We start from the raw sequence: 26,729 nt of genomic DNA, 5'->3' as shown, positions 1-26,729 counted from the left end.
TCTTAATCTTTTACCTTTGTGATTTAATTGGTGGTTTGTGCTGCTAGCATTTGCTTGAGCTTTTCTAATTCAGAAGCCCAACGAGGATCAGGACGAATAGCGTCTGTATCGGCTGTAGACGCAGCAGTGTTTTCGCGTCCACCACCACCGCGACGAGATTTCTTAGAACCTTTTTCACGGCGGTTGCTTTCTTTGTTAGCTTTAGGTACAGGCGCACCACCTGCTGGTGTTGCTGCTGCTTGCTCATCACCCTCATCACCTTTAGTACGGGGTAATGCTTTCTCTAACTTAATGGGGGTTTCTTTGAACAATTGACCGTTATACTTTTCAATAATTTGGTCTGCTTGTTCATCATTATTGACTGTCAGAAACCCAAAACCGCGACACTTCCCAGTTTTACGGTCTTTGATCAGCTTAGTCGTCACAGCATCGCCTTCAGCAGCAAACACTGCTTGTAGCTCTTGACGATCTATTTCTTCTTTTGGCAAATTGCCTATATATAGGCGAACGGACATGAACTATACCTCCAGAGTTGAATGAACATGGCCAGGCAAGAAAACAATGGCTTGGCTTTAACTTTTAAATGCTATTGACCAAGACTGCCATAAACCAATTTTTTTACTCCAAACTGTCAACCTATACAATACAGTTTTTGTTGGGATAAAACTTTTTGATTGAAAAAGCGTACAAACCGCTCCACTAATACCACCTTAATTTTAAAGGTTTTAAACTTGTTTTTTGCTGCTTCTTGCTATCAGCATTTTTTTAATGCCTTTGCCCGCAGAAATAAATACCATTCCCTACATTACCACGGTATTTTCTACGTAGCTAGTTCAGCATAGACTTTTCTAGCAATAGTTTTTAGTCATATATTAATCTATCGTAACATAAAATACACATTTATTCAAGTGTAAATATTTGGAAACAAAAACCAGCCTGTGGCTGGTCGATTTACTGCTGTGTTGGGAGGATAAACAAAGATAGATTGGCGCAAGCAGCCACTGGTAGTCACCTAGCTGGAACGCTTGTTATTTCATTTATCTGATATTTTGTAAATAAATGTAACACTTGACGACAACATTTGCAATGTTTGTTTACATTCTGCTGGGTGTAGGGATAAAATCCAATGCCCAATGACTAATGACTAACAAACTAGCCAGTCAAGAAAATATAAGCACCCCAAGCTTGGGCGGCAACTGCTAAGACTGTAGACCAAATGGGATGATGGCTATAGATAGTTTTACCGCTTTGAGTTTGTAAGCTTTGGATGTCAATCCAGGGTGTTGCACCTCGGCGAAACCAACCTGTAACTGTTACTTGTCTACCAATTAAATCTTGATGAGCCATTGATTTTCCCAACCAGGAAACATGATGGAGTTTCACTAAGCCTTGGCTGGATTGTAATATTAAATCTTGGGCTAAAGAATTATTAATACCTTGGCGGCCTAGTAGCTTACCGACAAAACGCACCTTGATGCTATCACTAGGAATGCTTGAGGGATTGGCTAACAGGGAAGGTAACTGTTGTTCAGTTTGTATGTTATGGGCTTTGATATCGGGAAAAAAGGAGTTCATTCGCAACACTATACCAATGCTGATGCAGATGAGTAGGCAACCTGTAACAAATGACCAATCGTCGTAAATCCATTTGAGGTTTAAAATTTTCAAGGCGAAAGCAGTTTGCCACAGTAGCCAAATTAAACCCGCAAACACAAAACCTAAAGGAATCCCTAAAAATGGCGCGATTTGCAGCCAGAAAGTCTGACGAGTCAGATTTAGTATTTGTTGACTCAGGGCTTGTTGGTTAGTAAAGTGCAGTTCGGGGTCTATATGCCAGTGTCGAGCTATCTGGCATAATCGGTGAAGGCGATCGCCCATTAAAGGATGAGTGTTATTCATCGTAAACCAACGTCGATAGGGGTTGACATGATCCCACATCAACATGGATTCAAAGGTGAGATAACCTGCCACACTACCGAAACTAATACTTTGTTGATAACTGACTGGCAGTAAAAGATTTAAACTTTCTAATTGTCCTGTAGTCTGTTCTTGTCTTTGAATATCAGCAGCAATGCCAATAGTGATTTTCAGCAAGGCACGAATTAAGCCGTTGGGATTTCCGGTGATTTCCGCAGCTAGGCGATCGCTATAGTAAAGGCGTATGCGAGAATACAGTAAAGCTGTACCACTCAGGACACACCACAACCCATAGAGCAAACTGGATACAATAGTAAATGGCCAATGCCATATCCCGCGTGATTTCTGATCACCCCAAATTGCTACCTGCTGATAGAGTTGATAAATTGGCAACGTTATTAGCAGCAGTAAAGACATCAGGATAAAATCTCTGTGGGTAATCTCCCCTAGCTGCATGGCATAAATGGTAGCAATTTCATCATCTGCTAGTTGATCTAACAGCCCTTGACTGACTACAATCCGGGCATTGCGGGGTAAGTTGCCATAAGTTAGGGCTATTGGTGCGGCTATTGGTAAAATTCGTAGTTGGGGTGCTGGCCAATGTCGCTGTTGACAATAGCGATGTAGCACCCGCAGCGTTTCCCGACTGTGGTTGTGTAGGACATCTTTAGATAATTCTCGCTGTCCATACAACTGGGCTAACAACCAGTCTAATACCCAAGGTGAGATGGCGATCGCTATCAACAAAACTGTCAACAACGCTGGGGTAGGATCACGATACAACAACTGTACTGGTTGTAAGTAGGGCAATTTCACTAAAGTCCAATTAATTGTACCCATTGTGAACTTCAGGATAGCTTGCAACACCCAAAACAATGCTATGAATGTGCCACCTGCTAACAGTTGTAAGGGTATCCAACTGGGTTTTTGTAAAGGCTGCCAAACTTTGGCGCGTTTTGCTTGTCGCCAATAAATGCCAAATTCCTTAGTTGTGGCGTAACTTGTCACGCCAAATAAATTATGATTCGCTAAATTAGGTCTTTCTATAAATTGTGTTGGCAAACCCACAGAGGGCAACGTGGATGAATAATGAGATTTTGTTTTGGCTACGGCTGGTTTTGATTTGGCAGTAACCTCAGCATTATTTGCCCTGCTATTGGCATAATTTGGTTTTTTTTGGCGTTTTGTCTGATTTTTTGTCAAATGAACTAGCGCAACTTCTGCCCACTCTTTCACCTTTGGGTTTTGGCTGTCAGTGAGAGTTTGACACAGGGCGATCGCCTTACGGACTTCGCCACTGCGTGCATAAGCCATGACTAACCCTACCCTAGCTTGCAAGCTAGCAGTACCATTACCGTGATAGCTGGCTAAGGGTTCTAGTTGCGCGATCGCTGTTTGGTAATTACCCTGCTTGAGGGCAATTAAACCAGCCTCCAAAGACGATTTAGCGTGTGAAGGCATAGAAATTTTAGCACTCCCATCTGTGTAAATTGAGCCACGGTGATACAAAAGCGCGCATCACAAGGGATGCCGTGGACATCAACTTCACCAGTCATCTCCAGCTAGAGTGATATCAATTCGCAATTCGCAATTCGCAATTAACCAAGTCAGATGTTATTTGGGTTTTACGGTTTGCATCTGTGACTGGATTTTAGAGAATTGGTATAATTTGTAATTCCTAATTCTGAATTCAAAAATCCACTCACTCTGAAAGTCTTAATTTTGAATTTTGAATTTTGAATTTTGAATTGTATTACTCCTCAACTGGTTTTTGAGCGGAAAAGACTGGGGCGATCGCGCTTAATTTCAACTCTGGATGATCACCCTGTAACTGTTGACAATTCCATTCATTGCGGAATAGTAAAACTGGACGACCCATATTGTCTTTGACTGTGGTGGTATTAAATATGCGTCCCACCTTGTTCAAAGCTTCCCAGCCACCTTCTACCCACCGGGCAACACTATAAGGTAGTAGTTCTAGCAGGGTTTCTACACCATACTCGTTTTGTAAGCGAAATTGCACCACCTCAAACTGTAACTGACCCACAGCTGCCATAATCGGGTCGCGTTTAGCTTCATCAGTTGAGTACATGATTTGTACTGCACCCTCTTCTCGTAATTCGGAGATGCCTTTTTGGAATTGCTTAAACTTTGAGGGGTTGGGGTTGCGAAGAATCGCAAACAGTTCCGGCGAAAAATACGGAATTCCCTCATATTCCAGCTTCTGCCCTGTGTAAATTGTATCGCCGATAGCAAAAACACCTGGATTATTTAAACCGATGACATCGCCTGGATAAGCTACATCAATCGATTCTCGCTCTTGAGCAAAGAGTTTTTGTGGTCTTGATAACCGGACAACTTTGCCTGTGCGAGCATGATTAACTGTCATATCTTTTTCAAACTTACCAGTGCAGACCCGGACAAAAGCAACGCGATCGCGATGTTTTGGATCCATATTGGCTTGCAGTTTGAAGACAAACCCTGAAAACTCTGGATATGTAGGGGGTACTTCACCGACGCTGCTATGATGAACACCTGGTTTTAGTGCATAGTCAAGGAAGCACTTAAGAAATAACTCTACCCCAAAGTTGGTCATTGCGCTACCAAAGAACACAGGGGTCATTTTGCCTTGATGCACCAAATCTAAATCTAGTTCTGGCCCTACGCCTTCTAACAGTTCTAAATCATTTTTGAGTTGGTAGTACAGGTCTTGTTCTAGGAGTTCTTCAATTCTCGGATCGCCCAAGTCCACAATTGTATCGCGGGCTTCTTTACTGCCGTGGGCGGTACGTTCAAACAGGTGGATTTGTTGCTGCATTCTATCAAATACACCTTTAAAGCGATCGCCCATCCCAATCGGCCAGTTAACCGCATAGGTTTGCAGTCCCAATTCTTGCTCAATCTCGTCCAATAATTCCAAAGCTTCCCTACCCGGACGGTCGAGTTTGTTAACAAATGTAAAAATTGGTAAACCCCGCAATTTACATACCTCAAACAACTTGCGAGTTTGGGGTTCCAAACCTTTAGCAGCATCAATCAACATCACCGCATTATCAGCCGCCGCTAAGGTGCGATAAGTATCTTCACTAAAATCCTGGTGTCCTGGTGTATCAAGTAAATTAATTTGACAGTTTTTGTATTCAAACTGTAACACTGTAGAGGTGATAGAAATACCCCGTTGTTGTTCCATCGCCATCCAGTCGGATGTAGCTTTGCGTTGCGCCCGGCGAGCCTTCACAGCACCAGCTTCGTGAATTGCACCCCCGTAGAGTAGTAGCTTTTCTGTCAGCGTAGTTTTACCAGCATCCGGGTGAGAGATAATTGCAAAGTTGCGGCGACTTTCAACTGCTTGACTAAGTTCTGTCTTCAGTTCAGTTGACATAAACTCTCTTGACTTCCTTGTTACGTAACTTAATTTTTCTACTTTAGCGAGTCCTTTCATCTTAAAACAACGATGCTCGTGATAGGCTCATGCTAGGTAGGTCAAAATTTAAAATGCCAAAAATTGATCACAGACAACCCGATGCTTTGGTGTCTGGATGAAGTTCCTGTGTTTTGTCAATCTACCAGGTATTGATGAACATATATTCAACTATTGGCTGTTGATGTTGATAATTTTTAATAAAAATTATTATAAAAGCATCTCGAAAATTGAGAACTTAGAAATAGATGATGAAGCGTTAATTAATATCTCAGATATTGAGATTTATTCATGAAAAAATTGCTCAGATTTGTCTTTTTTTGTGCTGTAAAGAGAGATCAACTTATTCTAAATTTGGGATGAGCAATCTCAAATCCGCGATCGCCAGTGTAACTGAGCAAGGTGAGTCAGGGCTAGAGTCATCAAAAAAATTGCGGCAGAGTACCGTCAGCAACCAGAAAAGTCTTTCGCCCCTGCCCCTTGTCCCCTGCCTCCTGTAGAATACAAAATTGCCCCACAGCTTGAGCAGGAGTAGGGCAAAGGACAGTTAAGCACTGTCTTTAGTGTCACTGAAAATAGCGAAGTTTCGTCCTACTTTTGTGACGCTTTGTTTTTTGTCCATTTTATTGTATTTATTGACGAAAGTTTATGTACCCCAATCATCGCCCTCGTCGTTTGCGTACTCATCCCCAACTGCGGCGGATGGTACGAGAAACAGTCTTAACCACTAATGATTTAATTTATCCATTGTTCGCCGTACCTGGTGAGGGTGTTGCCAATGAAGTTAAATCTATGCCTGGAGTCTACCAACTTTCGGTAGATAAAATTGTCGAAGAGGCGAAAGAGGTTTATGATTTAGGCATTCCGGCAATTATTTTGTTTGGGATTCCTGAAGATAAAGATGCAGATGCTACCGGTGCTTGGCATGATTGCGGTATTGTACAAAAAGCAGCAACGGCTGTGAAAGCAGCATTACCGGATTTGATTGTGATTGCCGACACTTGTTTATGTGAGTATACCAGTCACGGTCACTGTGGTTATTTAGAAATTGGTGACTTAACAGGGCGAGTTCTCAATGATCCTACCTTGGAACTATTGAAGAAAACCGCCGTATCTCAAGCTCAAGCCGGTGCGGATATCATCGCGCCTTCTGGGATGATGGATGGTTTTGTGCAGGCAATTCGTACAGCTTTGGATGAAGCTGGATTTCAAGACACGCCGATTTTATCTTATGCTGCTAAGTATGCTTCAGCTTACTATGGCCCATTCCGGGATGCAGCCGAGTCTACACCCCAATTTGGTGACAGAAGAACTTACCAAATGGATCCAGGTAACGCCCGTGAAGCCATCAAAGAGATTGAGTTAGATATTGCTGAGGGGGCTGATATGCTCATGGTCAAGCCAGCTTTAGCATACATGGATATCATCTGGCGTGTCAAGGAAGCCAGTAACTTACCTGTGGCTGCTTATAACGTCTCTGGTGAGTATTCAATGGTGAAAGCTGCGGCGTTGAATGGCTGGATTGATGAAGAGCGTGTAGTCATGGAAACTTTAACCAGTTTTAAACGTGCTGGTGCAGACTTAATTTTAACCTATCATGCTAAAGATGCGGCTAGATGGTTGCAAAAATCTGCATGATGTGGAGACATCACCAAAAATATTAGAGAGACGTAGTAATGTTACGTCTCTTTTTTGGTTTGATGTTGCACAGTCTTGTAGGGTGCGTCAGACTGCTTAAATGCTGTCAATAAACAGATGGTTGATATCTGACGCACCCTACTATGATGCCAGTTGCGTAAGTCCTGTTGATGTTGCATAGAAGATTTTGTATGGGATGTTACAGAAATTAGTAGCTACATTTGCCAAAGAGGGAGGCGATCGCGATAAAATAGTATAGATAACAAACTTTTAATCACCGTTATTGACATCTAATGTCAATTGATTTAATAAAAAAGTCAACATTTTTCCACAGGAGCATGAAATATGGATATGCAAGTCCTGAGAGAACGAGCAGGCCTCAGCCGTGCAGAAGTTGCCTTCAGGCTTGCAATCAGTGAAACCAGCGTTCGCAATTGGGAGGCTGGGCGCACTGAACCGACAATGACACCGAAAAAATATTTGGCAGCTTTACACCTCTTCCAATGTACACCGGAAGAACTGGCAAATGCCAGCGAAAAGTCGGTTAATCAGCGACATAAACGCAAGCCAGGAAGACCAAGAAGGTTTCCAGACAATCAGGTAACGCAGGTGACTGATTCGCCAGTTTGCAGCTGATACCCTGACTAGATAAAAATTCATAATTACTCATGCAAGGCAACAATCAAGCGATTACCCATCAAAGACAAAAACAGCGCACAAAGCAGGTGGAAATTTTTAATTTCCTGTGGTGGTAGTAGTGCGATCGCTCACGGTATTGGTGACACTAGCGCGATAAGATTCTAAAACGATAGTCGTAAAAAAAGGTCTAAATGGCAGAAACACTATTCTTCAACGCTCTGCGGGAAGCCATTGATGAAGAAATGGCTCGTGATTCCAGTGTATTTGTTCTTGGTGAAGACGTAGGACACTATGGCGGTTCTTATAAAGTCACCAAAGACCTATACAAAAAATATGGTGATTTGAGAGTCTTAGATACTCCCATCGCTGAAAACAGCTTTACTGGTATAGCAGTAGGCGCAGCAATGACTGGATTGCGGCCAATCATAGAAGGTATGAATATGGGCTTTTTGCTCCTCGCCTTCAACCAAATCTCTAACAACGCTGGGATGTTACGTTACACCTCCGGCGGTAACTTTAAAATTCCAATGGTAATTCGTGGGCCTGGTGGTGTAGGTAGACAACTAGGTGCAGAACACTCACAACGCCTAGAAGCTTACTTCCAAGCCGTACCAGGATTGAAGATTGTCGCCTGCTCCACCCCTTACAACGCCAAAGGACTGCTAAAATCTGCTATCCGTGATGATAATCCAGTATTGTTCTTTGAACACGTTTTACTTTACAATTTAAAAGAAAATCTGCCAGAGGAAGAATACATACTACCCTTGGATAAAGCAGAAGTTGTGCGTCGCGGGAAAGATGTCACAATTTTGACCTACTCACGGATGCGTCACCATGTTATGCAAGCCGTCAAAGCTTTAGAAAAACAAGGTTACGACCCAGAAGTAATTGATTTAATATCCCTAAAACCATTAGATTTTGATACTATTGGTGCATCCGTGCGTAAAACCCATCGCGTGATTATAGTAGAAGAATGTATGCGAACTGGGGGTATTGGTGCAGAATTAACCGCTTCGATAAACGATCGCCTGTTTGATGAATTAGACGCACCAGTGCTAAGGCTATCATCTCAAGATATTCCCACACCATACAACGGCACTCTAGAACGCCTGACAATCGTACAGCCAGAGCAAATTGTGGAAGCTGTACAGAAAATGGTGGCGATGAGAGTCTAGGGACTGGAAGGGACTCTTGACTGGGGAGGATGAGGGGGATGAGGTAGAAATTCTTGAACAGTCAACAATCAACAGTCAACAATCTTGATTTGTCCCCAATCCCCATTGACTCAAAACTGATGCAAAGAGCGTTATTATAGCCTTTGTCAGTTGCGAGTGATGGTATGCAGAGACAGCGATCGCTATTAGCTTTAATTTTTGTATTGGTAATCGCCGCCATTGCGACGATTGCCTTAATTCCCATCCCCTTGGGGCTAGACTTACGAGGCGGATCACAACTTACAATTCAGGTGAACACCACAGCAGAGATTAAGCAAATCACCGAACGTGAATTAGATGCGGTGAAAAAAGTTGTGGAAGGCCGAATTAATGGGCTTGGTGTTTCCGAACCAGTCATCCAAACTGTCGGTACAGATAAAATCCTTGTGCAGTTACCAGGGGTGAATGATCCAGAACAAGCAGAACGAGTCTTGGGTGGTACAGCACAGCTAGAATTTCGCCTACAAAAACCCAATACAGAAACTCAATTATTTGCTTTTCAAGCATCAAGGGCAGAACTAAAAGCCAAGCAAGACGAATTCAGAAAAAGTAACGATCAAGCCGCAATTAATCAAAATTTAGAAGAATTACAAAAAAATAATCAAGCGATCGCTGAATTATTTGAAAGCACCAACCCACCGCTTGATGGTAAATATCTTCAAGATGCCTATGGCGAACCCACCCAACAAGGTGGTAACTGGAATGTTGCCATTCGTTTCGATCAAAAAGGTGGAGAACTATTTGCCGTACTCACCAAAAACCTCGCAGGTACAGGACGCAGCATCGGTATATTTCTAGATAATGAACTCATCAGTTCACCCGTGGTTGGGCCAGAATTCGCCGCAACCGGAATTACAGGTGGTTCTGCAATCATTACAGGTAGGTTTACCGCACAACAAGCCAATGATTTAGGCGTACAACTGCGCGGTGGTGCTTTACCCGTACCAGTGGAAATTGCTGAAATCCGCACCGTTGGCGCAACCTTGGGTAAAGACAGTATCACCAGCAGCATCTATGCTGGTATGGGTGGTCTGATTTTAGTATTAATCTTTATGGTGGTGTACTATAGACTACCAGGATTAATTGCGGATTTAGCTTTAATCGTCTACGCCATCTTGACTTGGGCTACCTTTGCTCTACTAGGTGTAACTCTCACCTTGCCGGGAATCGCTGGTTTTATTCTCAGTATCGGTATGGCAGTAGACGCAAACGTACTAATTTTTGAACGCACCAGAGAAGAGTTAAGAGCCGGTAAATCGCTGTATCGTTCTGTAGAATCTGGTTTTTATCGCGCCTTTTCTAGTATCCTAGACGGCAACTTGACAACATTGATTGCCTGTGCCGCCCTATTTTGGCTCGGTGCTGGTTTAGTCAAAGGCTTTGCTTTAACTCTGGCTTTGGGTGTAGCTGTGAGTATGTTTACCGCTATTACCTGTAGTCGCAGTTTAATGTTTGTTGCAATTTCCATTCCCTCACTACGGAAAGCAGAACTGTTTTGTCCAAACCTGCCAGCATCAGGTGCATCTAATAAGGCAGAGGTAGCTAAATGAAACTCAGTATTAACAAATCGCGATCGCTGTGGTGGACTATTTCTAGTGCCATTATCTTGGTTGGTATCATCTCAATGGTGATTTCTTGGCAAAACCCCAACATTCGCGCCCCCCTACGTCCAAGTTTGGATTTCGTCGGTGGCACAAGATTACAATTGGAACGAGATTGTACTCAACCCGGAAACTGTGATCAGCCCATAGATATTAACGAGGTGCGCGAAGTCGCTAAAGCACAGGGACTTGGTGATAGCAGCATCCAAATCATCGCTGACAAAGAAACACGCCAAGAAAATGGTATCTTAATTCGCACAAAAAATTTAGATCGTGAACAGCGTATTCAATTACAAACGGCTTTAAGCGAAAAAGTCGGTACTTTTGACGAGCAAAAAAATCAAATTGACACCGTAGGGCCTACCTTGGGGCGAGAATTGTTTACCTCTGGTATCATTGCTCTGATTGTGTCTTTTTTGGGCATCGTTCTTTATTTAACCTTCAGGTTTCAGCTAGACTATGCCATCTTCGCAATTATTGCCCTGTTTCACGATGTACTCGTCACCCTAGGAATTTTCTCAATTTTCGGTCTGGTGTTCGGTACAGAAGTAGATAGTCTGTTTATTGTGGCTCTACTGACAATTACAGGTTTCTCCGTCAACGATACAGTAGTAATTTATGACCGCATTCGCGAAACATTAAAAGCAACTCCCAACCGACGGGTTACTGAAATTGTTGATGATGCCGTTAATCAAACTTTAGGCAGATCAATCAATACAACTCTCACTACTATGCTGCCATTGTTAGCTATCTTTATATTTGGTGGCGAAACCCTGAAAAACTTTGCTTTAGCCCTGATTTTTGGCTTTCTAGCAGGAGCTTATTCTAGTATTTTTGTTGCTAGCACCCTCTTAACTTGGTGGCGAGAACGAACAGGTCAATCTACAGTAGTAGCAAGTGCTGGAGTAGCTGATACATCTGTTGAGTAGTCATTAGTCATTAGTCATTAGTCATTAGTCATTAGTCATTAGTCAACAATCAACACTCAACAATTAACACTATTGCATAATGGCTCAATCCGAAGAACCTAACATTTATACCAATGACCAATCTTTAGCTCAACAAGTTCAAAGGCTACACCAGTTGACTGTATATGGGCGTTGGCTGTTTGTTGGCTTTTTGTGGTTGACAATTGCGCCTATCTGTGTATGGAATATGCGGGGGGAAATTGCACTATGGCAACAATACTTTACTTGGGTAGCAGTGCGCTATGGACTGTTCTACCACCCCCTGTCTGCCATCGGTTTAGCATTTTGTATAGGTATGACTGCTAGTGTTTTAGTGTGGCAAAGTCGCAACATTTTGCTGGGCTTGCCACAGCATGAAAAGCAACGTTTAGAAAAACAAGTATTTCAAATCCGTAAACAAGGCAGCACTCACCCCTTATGGAAGTGGGTGATTAACAATTAACAGGGAACGGGGAACAGGGAACAGGGAACGGGGAACAGGGAACAGGGAACAGGGAATGAGGAAAGAGCCGATTATTTTTTTTAATGAGTTGCGTATAGATACACTAATTCAGTAATTTCATGCACAATTATGATTAAAAGACAGTAACAATGCTGCCACATCGGAGTGCCTATACATGAACCAGCCTCAGATTCAATTTTGTCATCACCAGTCTAAAGTAGACCTTCACCAACTCCAAGAACTATTTAATCTTGCAGCATTCTGGGCAAAAGGACGCAGTATTGAGGATTTGAGTACAGCTATTGCTAATAGTGATCCGGTAATTTCTGTATGGGATGGAGAAAGATTGATTGGTTTTGCTAGAGCAACTTCTGATGGTATATATCGAGGTACAATCTGGGATGTTGTGATTCACCCAGATTATCGTGGCACAGGATTAGGAAGCAAATTAGTAGAAACTGTTTTGAGTCATCCCCGGATGCAGGTTGAGCGCGTATATTTGATGACTACCCATCAACAAAGTTTCTACGAAAAAATTGGTTTCCAAGCTAATTACACTACAACTATGGTGTTATGCAACCAATCAGAAATTAGCACTCTGACTACTGGGGAAGTTCAGCTTCAAGAGTCGCTAGGGGCATAGATACCTGTAATCTCGTCAACTGCTCTGTTTCTCCAGAATTGGGTGATGGTAGGATTTCTAGTTTACCTCCCATCACTGCTAACAGATTTTGATTGAGTAATAGCTTCATTCCTGGAGACAGAGCAGTTTTCTCTGGCTCAATCTCCACAGATTTGTGTTCTGATTTGAGTAAATCTATTGACTCATGGCTGAGTAATGCGTGAGTTGGGACATCTAGCCAAATATTGACAAAATCACTTGTTGATGCTCTGCCAGTGGAAATATAAATACTGCCTTCTTTCATTTGAGAAAGTGCAGTATCTACTAAATTTAGTAATATTTGACGTAACCACTTTTGATCTGCCAAAACATAAATCTCTGACTCTGGCGGTAATATTCGCAACTTGAAATTGCGATCTACCGCCAACATATAAATTAAATTATGAACTTCCTGTAAAACATTAGCTAAAGGCTGGGGCTGAATATCTAATTTATTAGTGCCGTGTTCTGTCTTGGCGACAGTGAGAATTTCATCCATCAGATGTAAAAGCTTTAAAGCACGCTCGTGAGCTTGGGCTATAAATTCGCGCTCTTCTGCCGGATTTTCACACAAATCTGACAAAATTAGCTGATGTAAGCCAATCAGTCCATTTAGAGGCGATCGCAATTCATGGGTAGTCCGCGCCAAAAAACCGGCTTTAAACTGGCTCATTTCCTCAGCCATCTGATACGCCAGTTGTGTGTTTTTTAACTCTTCTAATATTTGTGGTGTGTGCTGTGGCTGTGTCAACTCTACTGGGGATTGGTTGGAGTTAGCCTTTGCAGTTCTCGCCCATAACCAACGAGAACTTATCCCCATTACCAATCCGGTTCCTAGATATATCCAGTTACTCCAATTCATAATTTCGCAGCTATCAACTTGTTAATTATGCACAAAGCTGTCAAATCAGTTTTCCAAATTCCCTAGTTCATTGGTTATCTGTAAGTATGTCACTAAAATTACAGGAAGTCACTGCTATATTAGTAATAACACCATTTGCTGCTCTAGCTTCCCGCCTGTAAATCTAAATTTACTCCCCCTTGCCGTAAGATTTGCCAATTTATCCCTGTCCATTTAGCAACAGTTGAAGGGAGACTAATTTCAGTATTGTCACCAAAAGAGTTGATAGCGGTGGGTTCTAATGTCAGAACTTCGGGGAATTGAGCATCAATTTCTGCCATTGTTTGTAAAGGTGGCTGTCCTGAAAAATTTGCGCTAGTGGTGGCAAGCGGCCCTGTTTGCGCCAAAATAGTTTGAGCGATCGCACTGTTCGGGACTCGAATCCCAATAGTTGTGGGATCAGTGGGATTCATCGCTGGTGGAATGCGATCGCTAGCAGGTAACACCAATGTTAATGCTCCCGGCCAATACTGAGTTACGACTTGTTGCCAAATCTTATACTCTTGTTCACTACCTTGGACATAAGGCCATAAATCCTCTGCACTAGCCCCCATCAAAATCAAAGGCTTGTCTTGACTGCGCTTTTTAGCAGCAAAAATCAACGCCGCTTGTGCTGGCAAAGCTGCTAATGCGGGAACGGTATCAGTAGGAAAACTAACTACAGCACCAGCACGAACACCAGCTATTAAACCCTCTAATGAAACTTTGGTCATACTTACAGTTATGAGTTCTTTGAATGATCACTTCACTACTCATAACTCAAAACTCCGCACTCAGCACTCATCTTTGATATAAGCTAAGGCAAAACGTTCAATACCCTCTAAATCAGTATGAATTTGAATATTGCTATAGCTACCTTGTTGGTGTAAAAGCGTTGCCACTGTCTGGGCTTGTCCTGCCATCATTTCAATTAGCCACACGCCACCAGGACGCAAATAGCTAGGTGAGATTGCTATCAACTGGCGAATGTCATCTAAGCCATCAAAGCCACCATCTAAAGCTAAATGTGGTTCATGCTTGACTACTTCTGGTTGCAGTGTCGGCAAAATGTGACTAGGAATATAAGGCGGGTTAGATACCATACCGCTAAACTGGCCTTTGAGGGCAGTTAATGGCTGCCACCATGAACCCTGATAAAATCGCATCCGGTCGGCTAAACCTAAATTCTGGGCGTTTTCTTGAGCGATCGCCAAAGCTTCTAAACTGTAATCCACAGCATGAATTGTGGCCTTGGGAAAGGCATCTGTCAATCCCAAGGCGATCGCACCACTCCCAGTCCCTAAGTCTACCCAATGTCCTTGTTCTAGCTGTGTTGCTAATGGACTTTTAGCAGCAGCAGCCACAGCTAAATCAATCAAGCACTCTGTTTCAGGTCTGGGTATTAAAACTGCGCTGGACACCTTTAGCTGAAAATTTCGCCAAGGTGTAGTTCCCGCAATGTATTGTACTGGTAAGCGTTCATTTAAGCGTCTTTGCCACCAATGTTCTAAGTCTTCTAAAGACAAACTCATGGCAATCTCAGCTTGGTTTTTAAAAGATGCCAAACGCAAGGACAAGCGGTCTAAGCCAGCTATTTCTTGCAGCAGCCAATCAACTTCCGCTACTGAAATCTGATGAGCGATCGCCCCTTCAATAGCTCTGTTGCGCCATTGCCAAACTTGTAAACCAGAAACTACATTTAGCTTATTATTCGCCATCCTTGTTAATTGGACTTTTTCGCCGGACTGGCGTTGTTATTTCGATTCGCCGGAGATTTAGCCCCATTTTCTTTTGGTAGTGTTCTAATATATTCTCTTGATTCTGGGGATGGGATCAAGACAACTTGGTTGAGCCAAGGGTCATTTTTCTCCTGTAGTGTCTTGATAACTCCATCTACATCTATTACCTGAATATCAGCTTTAGGAAACTTTGGCTTAACTTGGTTTAATAAACCTAGTGCATCTCGTTTACTAAAAAACAAAGGTACAACTTGTTCTTTTTCAGAACCTAGTTGAATTGGTACATAACCTTGATCTGGCGCAAATCTCACAGCAAAAATCGGTACACTCGTAAATTGATCTACCTTCTGCCCGCTTTGACGCAATAAATCCATCGCCCCCTTAATTTCCTGATCTACAGGTTTAAATGCAAATAAAAGACGATTTGGATCTGATTTAGTTTGTTGTAATTGCTGATAAATTACCCCCAAAGGTACGGGTGTCACTTGTAGGCTTTTGACAATTTCTGCCATTTTTGGGTCTTTACCTTGGGCATTCCGCAAATCGTTAATAAAAGCTTGCGCCTCTTGCCGACTTAAATAAGCCCCTGTCACCGAACCACCGGGTTTTTGTCCGTTTTGTCCTGCTGGTAAAGGACGGCTCAAAGGTAAACCCTTGTCATTTGTAACTAGATATACAGGTATAACATCTAATTTTTCTTTAATTTGTTGTTCTGACAATGCCAATACTGGGATATTTCCTACAAAAACTGATCCCAGCAATGTACTTCCAACTAAACCCAATGTTGCGCCCCAGCGAACCAATGCTTTCATGATGACTCCTTAAGTCAATATGTCAATTCAGTTTAGACAAATAGTTTGATCTGCACAGCACCAATTTGGTACCAACTTTTATCAGTTATATAGCAATCCATTTGAGATGGGAAAAACTGATGAGCATAGTTTCATCTTCACAATCTACTCTTCAAACATGATATTTTCCCATCCATCAGGATTCCATTGATGACATTGTTACCTGTTGACACTACTAGAGTGAGATTTTTTTCGGCTGACTTGTATTATTCACTACGCATTAATGTAGATGCTGATTATATCTAGCTTATTTTTGAGTTCGCCAATGCCATTCTATTGTCCTTACTCGATTTTGAGTGACGTTATGCAGTCGAAAATCGTTCCACCTAGTTTGGAGATGTTAAATAATTCCTGTTCTACACAAAATTTATCTGCTGTGTATTGTTCTTTCAAGAAAAATTTTTTTCTTATTGACATAAATTAAACTATGCTGCTGAACAAATAATTAGTATCTTACGCAAAAACACAGTTTAATTTAGTATTTTTTTGATAAATTTAATTTTCCGTGCTACTTAGCCGTAATTTGAATAATCACCTCCAAGTCAAAATGTCCTCATCTATGATTCGACTGCTACACCTGCCTATAGAAAAACCCCATATCTTTTAACAGATTGGGGTTTTTTCAATTCAGATTTTAATATCGGGATGACAGGATTTGAACCTGCGGCATCCTGCTCCCAAAGCAGGCGCGCTACCAAGCTGCGCTACATCCCGATGAATAGGTTAATCTTGACTTATTTTAACACAAAAACTACTAATTGCTAGATGAAAGCATTTAATTGTAGTTTTTTCTAAAATTGACAAGCATTCTAGCTTAAACTTAACCGGAAATTAATCTAGGTTAAACACATCATATCTATTATAGCTGACTTTTTTGTAGTCAGCTATATTTTTTTTGGGAAATTTAATGAGGATACCAAAACATCCCTTTGATACCTTCGGGATCTGGCATAAAGCCCATAGAGCGATAGAAATCAACCACATGAGGGTCGGCAAAAAGAGTTACATTACTAATCTCTTCGCTTCTAAGTTTTTTGAGTACATATTTCATCAATGCCTTACCCAGTCCTTTACCTTGAAAGTCTGGGTGAACAACCACATCCCAAATAGTGGCATTAAAAGCATGATCTGAGGTAGCACGGGCGAAGCCAATGAGCCGTCTGTGGTTTCCTCGCACCTGCCACATTGAGGCCACAAGAAAACTATGTTCAATAGCTTTCTTGACTTTTCTCAAAGGACGACGCGACCAACCAACAGCATCACACAGTTCTTCTAGTTCATACAGATCGATGTCTCGCTCTGTGCTGAAAACAATACGTTCTGTAATCCTTGTAGAACCGGAGTTATCGCTATTAGCGTTAGAGTTGCCCGTAGCGTCTAGGGTATCCTCTCCAAAAGAGGAGTTTCTACTAGTCGCAGATTCAGAAGCACTAAACCAAGTTTTCCAAAAACCCATGCCAACGTGGTTCGGGTAGTATAACTGAATTGATTTCCACTTTGACATTCCCACGGCTAGCAGCGCGTGGGATTCTTCAGAGGAGTTGAAAAGTGTTAATTTACGTCTGACAGTGCAGTACCATTTTTTTAGCCTTACCCTCAAAATTATGGGGGTGTTTTCGGAATGATCAATAGTAACAGGCAGTGAAGACGTGTTTCACACAAATCCTTGTCAAAAAAATTAGTAATAATAGCAAATAACTAATAATTACTAATCTGAATCGGTCGTGTCTCCAGGTTTATGACCTTTTACCGTACCAATGGCATTGTACCATAAACTCGGTATTTTGCTTACCTTACCTCAACTGCGTTATAGCTAGGGACTGCGCTCAACATTTTTGTTCAACTTATCCCTTATCCCTTATAAATGAAGGGATTAGTTAATGGGTAGTTGGGCATGGTGAAATTACTGAGTTGCCATTGACAACAGCCCCACAGGGAATGATCAGTTCCCCAGTATTCAGGAAACAAAAGCAAGTGAGTCTTACCCCCAACGATGGCTTCTGGTTTAAAATCTTCCACACTGGAACTTCTCAAACGCTTTAATCGAGCGTTTCCCCAGTTTTATGAGCAATTTGTCAGCAGTGAGATTCAGCTGCAAAATTTGCGGCTAGCCTATCGCCTTTATAAAACCAAGCGTGCCGTAATTGAGTTGAAGCCGGAAGGTAGTAAAAGTGCCTTACATTTTGCCTACCGCAATCAATCATTTCTCCTGAGTGATATTTTTGGTGTGTTGGCTGCTTATGGTCTGACTATCCACAGTCTGAGTCTCTACGGACAGATTCGCCCACCAATGTTAGTATTTATCAAACTGTTGGTTTCTCGTGGTAGCAAAGCTTTGACAGAGAAAACCGCAGAAAATGTCTGTCGTGCCATTCGTGAGGCTTTGGGAGGACGGTTTGAGGTAGAAGAAATGCTGGCAGTAGAATTTAACCTGGATGTAGGTATAGAACAGGTACAAACTGAGTTCTATGTTGATCCGGTGTTTCATCTCCCGGCTTTAGTGATTGAGGCTGATAATCAAGCGGGATTATTTTATAAAGTTATGTATGCCATTTGGCAAGAAGACCTTTTGGTTGTCAATGCCAATTTGTTGGTTTGGCGGGGACGTACACGGTTAATTCTTTACTTGTTGGGGCCTAACGAAAGTTTGATTCCTGAGTACCTAGGACACAAAATTGCTGAAGGAATGCGTCAGAGATTGTTGGGTAATTAGTCAATTACTCATGAAAATTCACAGAAGATCGGTAATTGTGTAGGCATCGAACCCTCTTGCCCCATTCCCGATTTTCACCACAAATTGTGAATTTTTCACAGCTCTGTCTGGGTTTGTATTTGGTCGCACCCACCCTTGAGGGTACGATATAAATATGGCAACTATTGAAATCTTGGGCGTTCCACACGCATACCAGCTAACAGCTCCCACATCCTGTCCCGATGCGTTAGTTTTCATCCACGGTTGGCTCAATAGTCGTGGATACTGGCAACCTGTAATTTCCCGCTTGTCAGGTGATTTGCAGTGTCTGTCTTATGATTTACGAGGCTTTGGCGAGTCTCAGTCGCCGCTAGAAACTGACTCTAGTCAAGCTGAACGTTCTGTCAGTTTGTCTGCGAATTCAATTCGGGCAATGAGTTCATCGTTGGAGTCTCTCCACACACCAGCTGCCTATGCTCAGGATTTAACAATTCTTTTGCAACAACTAAATATCAATAGTGCTTGGCTAGTTGGTCACTCTTTGGGAGGAACGATCGCTCTCTGGGCAGCTGCTCAAATGCCGGCAATTGTCAAGGGTGTCATCTGTATCAATGCTGGTGGCGGTATTTACCTCAAAGAAGCTTTTGAGCAGTTTCGTACCGCAGGACAGCGATTTTTACAAGTCCGTCCCCGTTGGTTATCCCAAGTACCTTTGATTGATTTATTATTCACCAGAGCTACTGTCTCTCAACCTTTAGATCGTTATTGGGCGCGTCAGCGAGTGATTGATTTTGTCGTGGCTGATCCCGAAGCGGCTTTGGGAGCATTGTTAGAGTCTACCACTGAGGAAGAAGTCAACCGTTTACCCAAGTTAGTCTCTCAGTTACAACAGCCAGTGTATTTTTTAGCTGGTGCTGATGATAAGGTGATGGAACCTAAATATGTTCGTCATTTAGCTAGTTTCCATAAGCTTTTTCAATACTGTGGCTACAATGTGATTGAAATTCCTAATTGTGGACATCTGGCAATGCTGGAACAGCCTGATGCGGTTGCTAATCATATTCGGGCGATTGTGACACAACAGGAATTAGTGGGTAATAGTCATTAGTCATTAGTCATTGGTCATTAGTCATTGGTCATTAGTCATTGGTCATTGGTCATTAGTTTTTCTCCCCTGCTCCTCTGCTCCGAAAGCTCTCCTGTTTCCTTAAGACTCTGGTTGATATAACTTCATAACTTGAGTCAATGGTAGCCGCGACTCTACGCCTAAGTTTAGGGGGGATGTGTGACCACGAGATAAGTGATCGGCGGCGGCGCAGGCAATCATCGCGGCGTTATCGGTACAAAATTTTAAGGGGGGAAACAGCACTTGCAGGTTATGTTGAGTCCCTGCGGCTTGTAGGTGTTTTCTTAAGCCACTGTTTGCTGCTACTCCACCACCGACAGCAATTGTATCTAAGCCGTGATCGATAGCACAGGCGATCGCTCTTTTGGTTAAGGCTCTGGCTACGGTTTCCTGAAAACTCGCCGCTACGTTTTCTACTGGTACTTGTCCCTGCTCTTTTTCTAGTTGCTGTACTAAACGCAGTACCGCCGTCTTTAACCCGCTAAAACTCGCATCATAAGGGTGAAATCCACCCTGCGGTAAGGAGACTTTCCCTTCTGGCAATGTAAAAGCTTGGGGATCACCCATTTGCGCCAGTTGATCAATGATTGGCCCACCAGGATAACCCAATTTTAACAGCCTAGCCACTTTATCATAGGCTTCCCCGGCAGCATCATCACGAGTTTCGCCCAAGGTTTCGTATCTACCACAATCTTTAACATAAATCAAGCTTGTATGTCCCCCGGAAACCAGTAAGCTAAGAAAAGGGGGATCTAAAGTTGGCTCACTCAAATAAGTGGCGTAAATGTGACCTTCGAGGTGATGAACTCCCAAAAATGGTTTATTGTACAAGATTGCCAAAGTTTTGGCGGCGGTTAATCCCACTAATAAAGCTCCCACCAGTCCAGGGGCGCAAGTGGCGGCGATGCCATCAATGTTTTCCCAATCTAATTGGGCTTGCTCTAAGGCTTGAGCGATCGCTCGATTTATTGTTTCCAAATGTTGACGCGAGGCTACTTCAGGTACTACCCCACCATACTGCTGATGTACTGGGATTTGCGAGGCGATGACGCTGCTGCAAACTTGACGATTCTTAACAATTGCCACGGCAGTTTCATCACAGCTAGTTTCTATTGCTAAAACAGTTGCCATTTCCGGGGTCTACCACAAACGAGACTTGTTTGAGAAGCTTTAACTTTTATTTACTTTAACTTTACTCGATTCCCGGCCAAGAGTATGATGACTTGCTAGTTAAGCAAATAAAGACTGTACAAGCCGCTTCGTTTTGTACAAGTAACTTTTTCTTTTGTAATAAAAGGAAACATATCCATGCAAAGATTGTTTGCTTTGATTTTAGTGATTTGTCTTTCATTCAGTTTCGCCCCTCCTGCGAAAGCCCTAGGAGCGAACCTCACCCCCTGTAAAGACAATCCTGCATTTCAAGCATTGGCACAAAATGCCCGTAATACTACAGCCGATCCCGAATCTGGTAAAAAGCGTTTTGAACGTTATTCTCAGGCACTATGCGGCCCCGAAGGCTATCCTCACTTGATTGTGGATGGTCGTTTAGACCGGGCTGGCGACTTCCTGATTCCTAGCATTCTGTTCTTGTACATTGCTGGTTGGATTGGCTGGGTAGGTCGCGCTTACTTACAAGCTATCCAAAAAGCATCTGACACCGAGCAGAAAGAAATCCAAATCGATTTGGGTTTAGCACTGCCTATCATTGCTACAGGCTTTGCTTGGCCAGCCGCAGCAGTCAAAGAGTTGCTGTCTGGCGAGTTAACTGCTAAAGACTCAGAAATCACTGTTTCTCCCCGTTAATTCAGCTTAGTTCACTCACTTGTTTTGGAGGCTCAATCATGGCGGATAAATCTGACCAAAGCAGCTATTTGATTAAATTCATTTCCACCGCACCTGTTGCAGCTACTATCTGGCTGACAATCACAGCAGGCATTTTAATTGAATTTAATCGCTTTTTCCCTGACTTACTTTTCCATCCCCTACCATAGTTTCAAACCGGGATTTTAAAACAGTTTAATCTGTTGCTTTATGCCTAAAACTGTGTGGTTAATTTGCTTAATCTCATTAAGTAAATAATCGCTCAGATAGGCAGCAAAATTAGTTTTTTCAACCTCGTAATGCTGTTACAGCTTACGAGTTTTATATTTTTTCAATTATTAAATTAAGTTTTCTAAACTTGCCTAGCAAAAAACATCTTTGGCTACAATGATTATTAATATAAAAATGCCAACATTCTAATTTGAGAGGCAAACAGAAAATATGGTGCAAGCAGTAGACGCATCCAAAAATCTTGCTAGCGATCCTCGAAATCGGGAAGTTGTTTTTCCCGCCGGACGCGATCCACAAATTGGGAACCTGGAAACTCCAGTTAATGCTTATCCCTTAGTTAAGTGGTTCATTAACAACTTACCTGCCTATCGCCCTGGTTTAACTCCTTTTAGACGCGGACTGGAAGTTGGGATGGCTCATGGCTACCTGCTGTTTGGCCCCTTCGCTAAATTAGGCCCACTGCGTAATGCCACTAATGCGAACTTAGCTGGATTGCTGGCATCGATTGGCTTGGTGGTAATTCTCACAGCTTGTCTATCTCTATATGCCAACAGCAACCCCCCCAAAGCACTTGCTAGTGTAACAGTACCCAATCCTCCAGACGCTTTTAGCTCCAAAGAAGGCTGGAACAACTTCGCCAGTGCTTTCTTAATTGGTGGTATTGGTGGTGCAGTAGTAGCTTACTTCTTAACCAGCAATTTAGCGATTATTCAAGGTTTCTTAGGCTAAGAAGTTGTTAGTAATTGGGCATTGGTGATTGTCTCTCATTTTTGACTAATACCGATGCCTGATTACTAAACTTTTTCAGTATCTCCCTTCTCTACCAGAGGCTGCGCTCACAGGTTTGCAGTTCTGACAGCTTTGGCAACATTCGCAACGAACTGCTGAGGGTGTCTGTGTCGTCCAAAATCGCTTCGGAAACACAAAGACACAAGATTCATGCTCTCAGAGATTTGGCAGTCAAAATGCTGGGCTGTGATTGTCAACAGCTCTATGATCCAAAAACTGCCGTTTCAATGGCATGGAGAGCAGTTTCAAAATCGTCATTGACGATTTGGATATCAAATTCATCAGCCGCTTGAATTTCTGCGTGGGCGCGTTGTAGACGACGGGCGATCGCTTCTTCCGAGTCTTGTCCCCGTCCCCGGATGCGTTTCTCTAACTCCTCAAAGGAAGGCGGCAAAATAAAAATGCTCAAAGCTTCCGGGAAAGAAGCACGAATTTGTCTTGCTCCTTCTAGTTCAATCTCTAGTACCACTTTTTGGCCGGACTGAACTTGATTCAGCACTGCCTCACGGGGAGTACCGTAGTAGTTACCAGCAAATTCTGCCCATTCTAAGAATTCGCTTTGAGCAACTAATTGTTCAAACTTACTACGACTAATGAAGTAATAATTTTTGCCATCAGTCTCCCCTGGACGGGGGGCGCGAGTTGTCGCGGATACAGAGTAATACAGTTCCGGATGACGCTGTAAGAGCGATCGCATTAAAGTTCCTTTACCTACCCCACTAGGCCCAGTGATCACAATTAACTTGCCTGACAACGGTGTTTCTTTGGTAGTAGCACAACTCTGGATTGGTAAAACTTGCATCATCCGATCAACCTGTGAATTAATCAAAAAACATCATTCGTAAATTAGTAATTTAATCTGGTGTGGGTTGCCAGAGCAATCCTTAACTGACGAATTTGTAGCAGGAGTGACAGAAACCTGATCTAATTCACATGGTACTGCTGATGAGGTGTCAATAGAGAAGACACCTGATCAATTCTCTACCGTATGATGATCCCGCGAAATCACGAAGCGATTCGCTACCGTTTCTGGTTGAATCGCTGACAAAATTACGTGACTGGAATCGGTGATGATCACAGCCCTGGTGCGGCGACCATAGGTCGCATCAACTAGCTGTCCTCTGTCCCTGGCATCGGTAATAATCCGCTTAATCGGGGCAGACTCTGGACTAACAATGGCAACGACTCGATTGGCTGAGACAATGTTACCAAACCCAATGTTAATTAACTGTACATCCATAAAAAAACTGACACCCTATGTGGTGTACTAAGCTAGTAAGGAATTTATTCCCATGTTATCCCTAAAAAATGGCAGTTACAACGCATTCCATCTAGCTAGATTGAGTTTTTTAATAAGAGCCGCTTTTTTTAAGAGTTTCTACTTTAAATAGCCGCAAAATATGTCTTAAGAGACAGGAAAAACTATACCAATTAGCGGTAGTGCTACGTTGAATTACTAATAGTATCAAAAAGTTATTTGCTCTTAGCGTCATCTTCCCCAAGATATGAATATTTTGGGGAAGTTTATCAGCATGATTTAATCAAGTTATTATCTATGATTGTCGCGAGACTTTTTCATCTGCTGCCATTTTTGCCACAGTTGATCTAAGTTCGGAGTATGACCGCCATAACGCCAACTAACGTAAGCTTGGCAAATCTCATTGATTACCTGAGCATTTGCCGGGGTATGATGCTGTGATGATATTTGGGCATACTCTAAAGGTGTCTGTGCTGGATGCTTACCTAGACCTTTTTGATCTGCCCATTGCAGCATTTGTTGATAGAGACGTTCCATTGGGGGTAATTTACGCCAGCGACGACGATTTACTGACTCTCGCCACTGTACCCAACCTAGCCAACCTAAAAAAGCGGTGCTAGTGGACAAAATTAAGCCTGTTAAGATACCTACCCAACCTTGAGTAAATAACGCGAAAAACCAAGCGATCGCTTTACCAAACCAGCTAAATATTGTGCCAAATACGGTGTTAAGAAAACCTGTCACCGGTGAAGGTAGCCACCCCGCCACCCAATGCCAAAATTGACGTAATACACTAAAAGTCTGAGTTTCTTCAATTGATGGCGGTATCAGGGGATGATTGGGAATCGGGTCAAAGGTAAACCAGCCATATTTGGGGAAATAAACTTCTGTCATGGCGTAAGCGTCTGTATTCTTCACCACATACATCCCTGTAAACGGATTAAATTCCCCTGCACCAAACCCAGCTACTAGCCGCGCCGGGATACCAATGGAACGCAGCATGACTGTGAGAACTGTTGAGAAGTGGTCTGGATAGCCGCCTTTATGTTTGAATAAAAACGCTGTTACCAAGTCTTCGTCTTCTGCCAAATACGGTAAATCTAAAGGATTGTCAGGGATGGAATAATTTTGCTTGATGTATTGAGCTAAATACAAAGCTTTTTCGTAGGTTGAATCTAAGGATTTCTCTGATTTTCCGACTCGTTCCCGATTGTAGTTAGCTAAAATTTCTTCGGTGCGCTGCTTAACTTTGGCGGCAATTTCTGGGGGAATTTGCAGGTAATACTTTTCGATATTGCGAGGATAATTTGTCCCGGCTTTTCCTAATAATGTGCGATCGCGGTATGGTACGTCAGAAATGACTGTATAAGTCAAGTCTTCTGATAATCCCACAGGCGATCGCAAGCCATTTTCCTTGTCAACGGCGATCATCGGTGTGGGAAAATAAATCTCCCTGGGATACGACATCGCCGGAATCAGGTTAGGTAAGTCTGATACTATAGTGTATGTTTGTACTACTTCCCTGGATTTACCAGAAATCGGTGGCGGTGATAAATAAATTTGATAAGACCAAGGCGATCGCCTGATGGTGGTGACATCATCATTGCGGGACACCTCCCAACCTTTACCTGTATAGCGGTCAAAAGCCAACACCCGCCAAAATCCCTCAGCTTGCGATCGCACCCGCATCACCACCTTGGGTGTCATTTCTCCCCGCAGGTTTTGGTTAATCTTGCTATTAAAACCGTAATAAAAGCCGCTATCTACTTGTCCTGGCTGACCATTGTCACTTGCTTCTCCACTATTACCATTACCTTGATTGTCAGCATTACCTTGGCGGACATAACCAGGATTAATAATCGTGCGACCAGTAAAACCGCCTTTTACCTCAATCGGAGAACTTACCGGAAAAGTCCGCAGTTGATAGCCAGGGAAACGGGGTAAAAACGCAAATACTACCAACCCCAACCCCAAAACTACGGTAAACAGTAACAAATAAGCAGGTAAACGTGAAGATAATTGAAATTTGCTTGACTTTTGGCGTTTGACCTTTACCTGTTCTAAGCCTAACTGTGAACGGTAATTAACAACTAAAGTCGGGAGAGCGATCGCTAAAAATAATAATAATATGGGTGCGAATGCTAACGTTTGACTCAGCGTTGCCGCCACACCCAATAAAATTAAACCAATAATTATGGAATAGCCCAAGTTTCTGCGTCGAGGCGCATCAAAACTATGGAGGATTTGCAATTGAATTAACAACTCCGCCAAAGCCAAGCGCGTATCATTTAATTCCCCAAATAACCGTCCAAAGAAAGCACCCAAGGCCATTAACATCCCAATGGCAATGCAAAACTTGACGGTGACATTAGGTTGACGACGACGGTAATAACTCCAAGCTGCCCCCAAAAAACTCAGTGGTACTGCCCACAGACTAAATGAAGTATCGGCGGCGACATCCATCGCCAAAATACCTGTGATTACCAACGCTAGCACTAATACCCGCAAGGAAATAGAGTCTTCCACTTCCTCCAACGGCGAACCCTGGTAATAACGTCGCCAGTTCAAACTTACAGGTAGATGCCAAAATCGATTCAACCTGGTGAAATTAAACATTTCCAATGACAGTAAAGCGATAGAGTAGATGCTTATACAGACAAACTTTCGGGAAGTTCCTATGAGAAAACAGGAACTCCCCGAAAGCAGCCTTTGGGAGTAATAGATTGCTTGTTAATTTTCATTCTCGTTGCGGGTAATTATTGTAGAAGCCCTAATGACCGCTTGTTGAGAAAAATTTCAGATGCAAAACCAAGATAATTTTCTTATCTATTGGCGTTGATC

24 protein-coding genes and 1 tRNA gene are annotated in these 26,729 nt (G+C 42.6%); 12 read left to right on the top strand and 13 right to left on the bottom strand.

The window, feature by feature from the left end; all coding sequences use genetic code 11:
• Positions 1–23: 23 nt before the first annotated feature.
• From AACS98_RS16030 to prfC, 3 genes are all read right to left on the bottom strand, one after another.
• The gene (locus AACS98_RS16030; RefSeq protein WP_066381601.1) at positions 24–515 is read right to left on the bottom strand and encodes an RNA recognition motif domain-containing protein; all 492 of its coding nucleotides are present in this window, start codon (positions 513–515) and stop codon (positions 24–26) included.
• Between the two features lie 637 nt (positions 516–1,152).
• A complete protein-coding gene (locus AACS98_RS16025) occupies positions 1,153–3,378 on the bottom strand; it encodes a M48 family metalloprotease (protein WP_066381599.1) in 2,226 nt (741 codons plus the stop codon).
• A gap of 292 nt (positions 3,379–3,670) precedes the next feature.
• Positions 3,671–5,299, bottom strand: coding sequence for a peptide chain release factor 3 (gene prfC, locus AACS98_RS16020; protein ID WP_066381598.1), 1,629 nt, complete (start codon positions 5,297–5,299; stop codon positions 3,671–3,673).
• A 687-nt stretch (positions 5,300–5,986) separates the two neighbouring features.
• On the opposite strand from prfC, the gene hemB reads away from it, so the two are divergent.
• The 7 genes from hemB to AACS98_RS15985 all read left to right on the top strand — a co-directional run bounded on the left by hemB (position 5,987) and on the right by AACS98_RS15985 (position 12,483).
• Entirely contained in the window at positions 5,987–6,976 is a 990-nt protein-coding gene (gene hemB, locus AACS98_RS16015; protein WP_066381596.1) for a porphobilinogen synthase, read from the top strand.
• Between the two features lie 345 nt (positions 6,977–7,321).
• Positions 7,322–7,612, top strand: coding sequence for a helix-turn-helix domain-containing protein (locus tag AACS98_RS16010; RefSeq protein WP_066381594.1), 291 nt, complete (start codon positions 7,322–7,324; stop codon positions 7,610–7,612).
• A 194-nt stretch (positions 7,613–7,806) separates the two neighbouring features.
• Positions 7,807–8,790: an alpha-ketoacid dehydrogenase subunit beta gene (locus AACS98_RS16005; protein WP_066381592.1), complete on the top strand. Its 984-nt coding sequence runs from the start codon at positions 7,807–7,809 to the stop codon at positions 8,788–8,790.
• A 164-nt stretch (positions 8,791–8,954) separates the two neighbouring features.
• A complete protein-coding gene (gene secD, locus AACS98_RS16000; RefSeq protein ID WP_066381591.1) occupies positions 8,955–10,379 on the top strand; it encodes a protein translocase subunit SecD in 1,425 nt (474 codons plus the stop codon).
• On the top strand, positions 10,376–11,359 hold the full coding sequence (gene secF / locus AACS98_RS15995; protein WP_066381590.1) for a protein translocase subunit SecF: 984 nt from the start codon (positions 10,376–10,378) through the stop codon (positions 11,357–11,359). Before secD ends, secF begins: the two co-directional genes overlap by 4 nt.
• A gap of 79 nt (positions 11,360–11,438) precedes the next feature.
• Positions 11,439–11,840 carry a hypothetical protein gene (locus tag AACS98_RS15990; RefSeq protein WP_066381589.1) on the top strand — a complete coding sequence of 134 codons (402 nt, stop codon included), beginning with the start codon at positions 11,439–11,441 and terminating at the stop codon, positions 11,838–11,840.
• A 175-nt stretch (positions 11,841–12,015) separates the two neighbouring features.
• Positions 12,016–12,483, top strand: a complete 468-nt coding sequence (locus AACS98_RS15985; protein ID WP_066381587.1) for a GNAT family N-acetyltransferase — start codon at positions 12,016–12,018, stop codon at positions 12,481–12,483.
• Here AACS98_RS15985 and AACS98_RS15980 read toward each other — a convergent pair.
• The 6 genes from AACS98_RS15980 to AACS98_RS15955 all read right to left on the bottom strand — a co-directional run bounded on the left by AACS98_RS15980 (position 12,443) and on the right by AACS98_RS15955 (position 17,427).
• Positions 12,443–13,363 (bottom strand): sensor histidine kinase, encoded by a 921-nt coding sequence (locus AACS98_RS15980; protein ID WP_066381585.1) that lies wholly within the window; start codon positions 13,361–13,363, stop codon positions 12,443–12,445. The genes AACS98_RS15985 and AACS98_RS15980 overlap by 41 nt on opposite strands.
• A gap of 143 nt (positions 13,364–13,506) precedes the next feature.
• Entirely contained in the window at positions 13,507–14,115 is a 609-nt protein-coding gene (locus AACS98_RS15975) for an L-threonylcarbamoyladenylate synthase (RefSeq protein ID WP_066381581.1), read from the bottom strand.
• A gap of 60 nt (positions 14,116–14,175) precedes the next feature.
• Positions 14,176–15,099 carry a peptide chain release factor N(5)-glutamine methyltransferase gene (prmC, locus tag AACS98_RS15970; RefSeq protein ID WP_066381579.1) on the bottom strand — a complete coding sequence of 308 codons (924 nt, stop codon included), beginning with the start codon at positions 15,097–15,099 and terminating at the stop codon, positions 14,176–14,178.
• A 5-nt stretch (positions 15,100–15,104) separates the two neighbouring features.
• The gene (locus AACS98_RS15965) at positions 15,105–15,932 is read right to left on the bottom strand and encodes a Tic22 family protein (RefSeq protein WP_066381577.1); all 828 of its coding nucleotides are present in this window, start codon (positions 15,930–15,932) and stop codon (positions 15,105–15,107) included.
• 679 nt (positions 15,933–16,611) lie between these two features.
• A tRNA-Pro gene (locus AACS98_RS15960) sits at positions 16,612–16,685 on the bottom strand.
• A 190-nt stretch (positions 16,686–16,875) separates the two neighbouring features.
• Complete coding sequence (locus tag AACS98_RS15955; RefSeq protein ID WP_066381575.1) at positions 16,876–17,427, bottom strand: GNAT family N-acetyltransferase; 552 nt, start codon at positions 17,425–17,427, stop codon at positions 16,876–16,878.
• A gap of 537 nt (positions 17,428–17,964) precedes the next feature.
• Between AACS98_RS15955 and AACS98_RS15950 the strand changes: the two genes are divergently transcribed.
• Both AACS98_RS15950 and AACS98_RS15945 read left to right on the top strand, forming a co-directional pair.
• Positions 17,965–18,684 (top strand): hypothetical protein, encoded by a 720-nt coding sequence (locus tag AACS98_RS15950; RefSeq protein WP_066381573.1) that lies wholly within the window; start codon positions 17,965–17,967, stop codon positions 18,682–18,684.
• Positions 18,685–18,838: 154 nt separating this feature from the next.
• Complete coding sequence (locus AACS98_RS15945) at positions 18,839–19,771, top strand: alpha/beta fold hydrolase (RefSeq protein WP_066381572.1); 933 nt, start codon at positions 18,839–18,841, stop codon at positions 19,769–19,771.
• A gap of 99 nt (positions 19,772–19,870) precedes the next feature.
• Here the strand turns inward: AACS98_RS15945 and tsaD are convergent, their stop codons facing one another.
• A complete protein-coding gene (gene tsaD, locus AACS98_RS15940) occupies positions 19,871–20,920 on the bottom strand; it encodes a tRNA (adenosine(37)-N6)-threonylcarbamoyltransferase complex transferase subunit TsaD (protein WP_066381570.1) in 1,050 nt (349 codons plus the stop codon).
• 177 nt (positions 20,921–21,097) lie between these two features.
• Here tsaD and AACS98_RS15935 point away from each other — a divergent pair, with 177 nt between their 5' ends.
• The 3 genes from AACS98_RS15935 to AACS98_RS15925 all read left to right on the top strand — a co-directional run bounded on the left by AACS98_RS15935 (position 21,098) and on the right by AACS98_RS15925 (position 22,570).
• Positions 21,098–21,592, top strand: a complete 495-nt coding sequence (locus tag AACS98_RS15935) for a Photosystem I reaction center subunit III (protein WP_066381568.1) — start codon at positions 21,098–21,100, stop codon at positions 21,590–21,592.
• 38 nt (positions 21,593–21,630) lie between these two features.
• Positions 21,631–21,780: a photosystem I reaction center subunit IX gene (gene psaJ / locus AACS98_RS15930; RefSeq protein WP_006276004.1), complete on the top strand. Its 150-nt coding sequence runs from the start codon at positions 21,631–21,633 to the stop codon at positions 21,778–21,780.
• A gap of 271 nt (positions 21,781–22,051) precedes the next feature.
• Entirely contained in the window at positions 22,052–22,570 is a 519-nt protein-coding gene (locus AACS98_RS15925; protein WP_066381566.1) for a photosystem I reaction center protein subunit XI, read from the top strand.
• Between the two features lie 262 nt (positions 22,571–22,832).
• Here the strand turns inward: AACS98_RS15925 and gmk are convergent, their stop codons facing one another.
• The 3 genes from gmk to AACS98_RS15910 form a co-directional block, all read right to left on the bottom strand.
• The gene (gene gmk / locus AACS98_RS15920; RefSeq protein WP_066381564.1) at positions 22,833–23,435 is read right to left on the bottom strand and encodes a guanylate kinase; all 603 of its coding nucleotides are present in this window, start codon (positions 23,433–23,435) and stop codon (positions 22,833–22,835) included.
• Positions 23,436–23,603: 168 nt separating this feature from the next.
• Positions 23,604–23,870: an extracellular matrix/biofilm regulator RemA gene (remA, locus tag AACS98_RS15915; protein ID WP_066381562.1), complete on the bottom strand. Its 267-nt coding sequence runs from the start codon at positions 23,868–23,870 to the stop codon at positions 23,604–23,606.
• A 309-nt stretch (positions 23,871–24,179) separates the two neighbouring features.
• Positions 24,180–26,504, bottom strand: coding sequence for a transglutaminase TgpA family protein (locus AACS98_RS15910; RefSeq protein ID WP_197480080.1), 2,325 nt, complete (start codon positions 26,502–26,504; stop codon positions 24,180–24,182).
• Positions 26,505–26,729: the final 225 nt, after the last annotated feature.

Source organism: Anabaena sp. CA = ATCC 33047 (genome assembly GCF_963870205.1).
GTDB lineage: Bacteria > Cyanobacteriota > Cyanobacteriia > Cyanobacteriales > Nostocaceae > Trichormus.
This window is presented reverse-complemented; position numbering and strand designations above follow the sequence as displayed.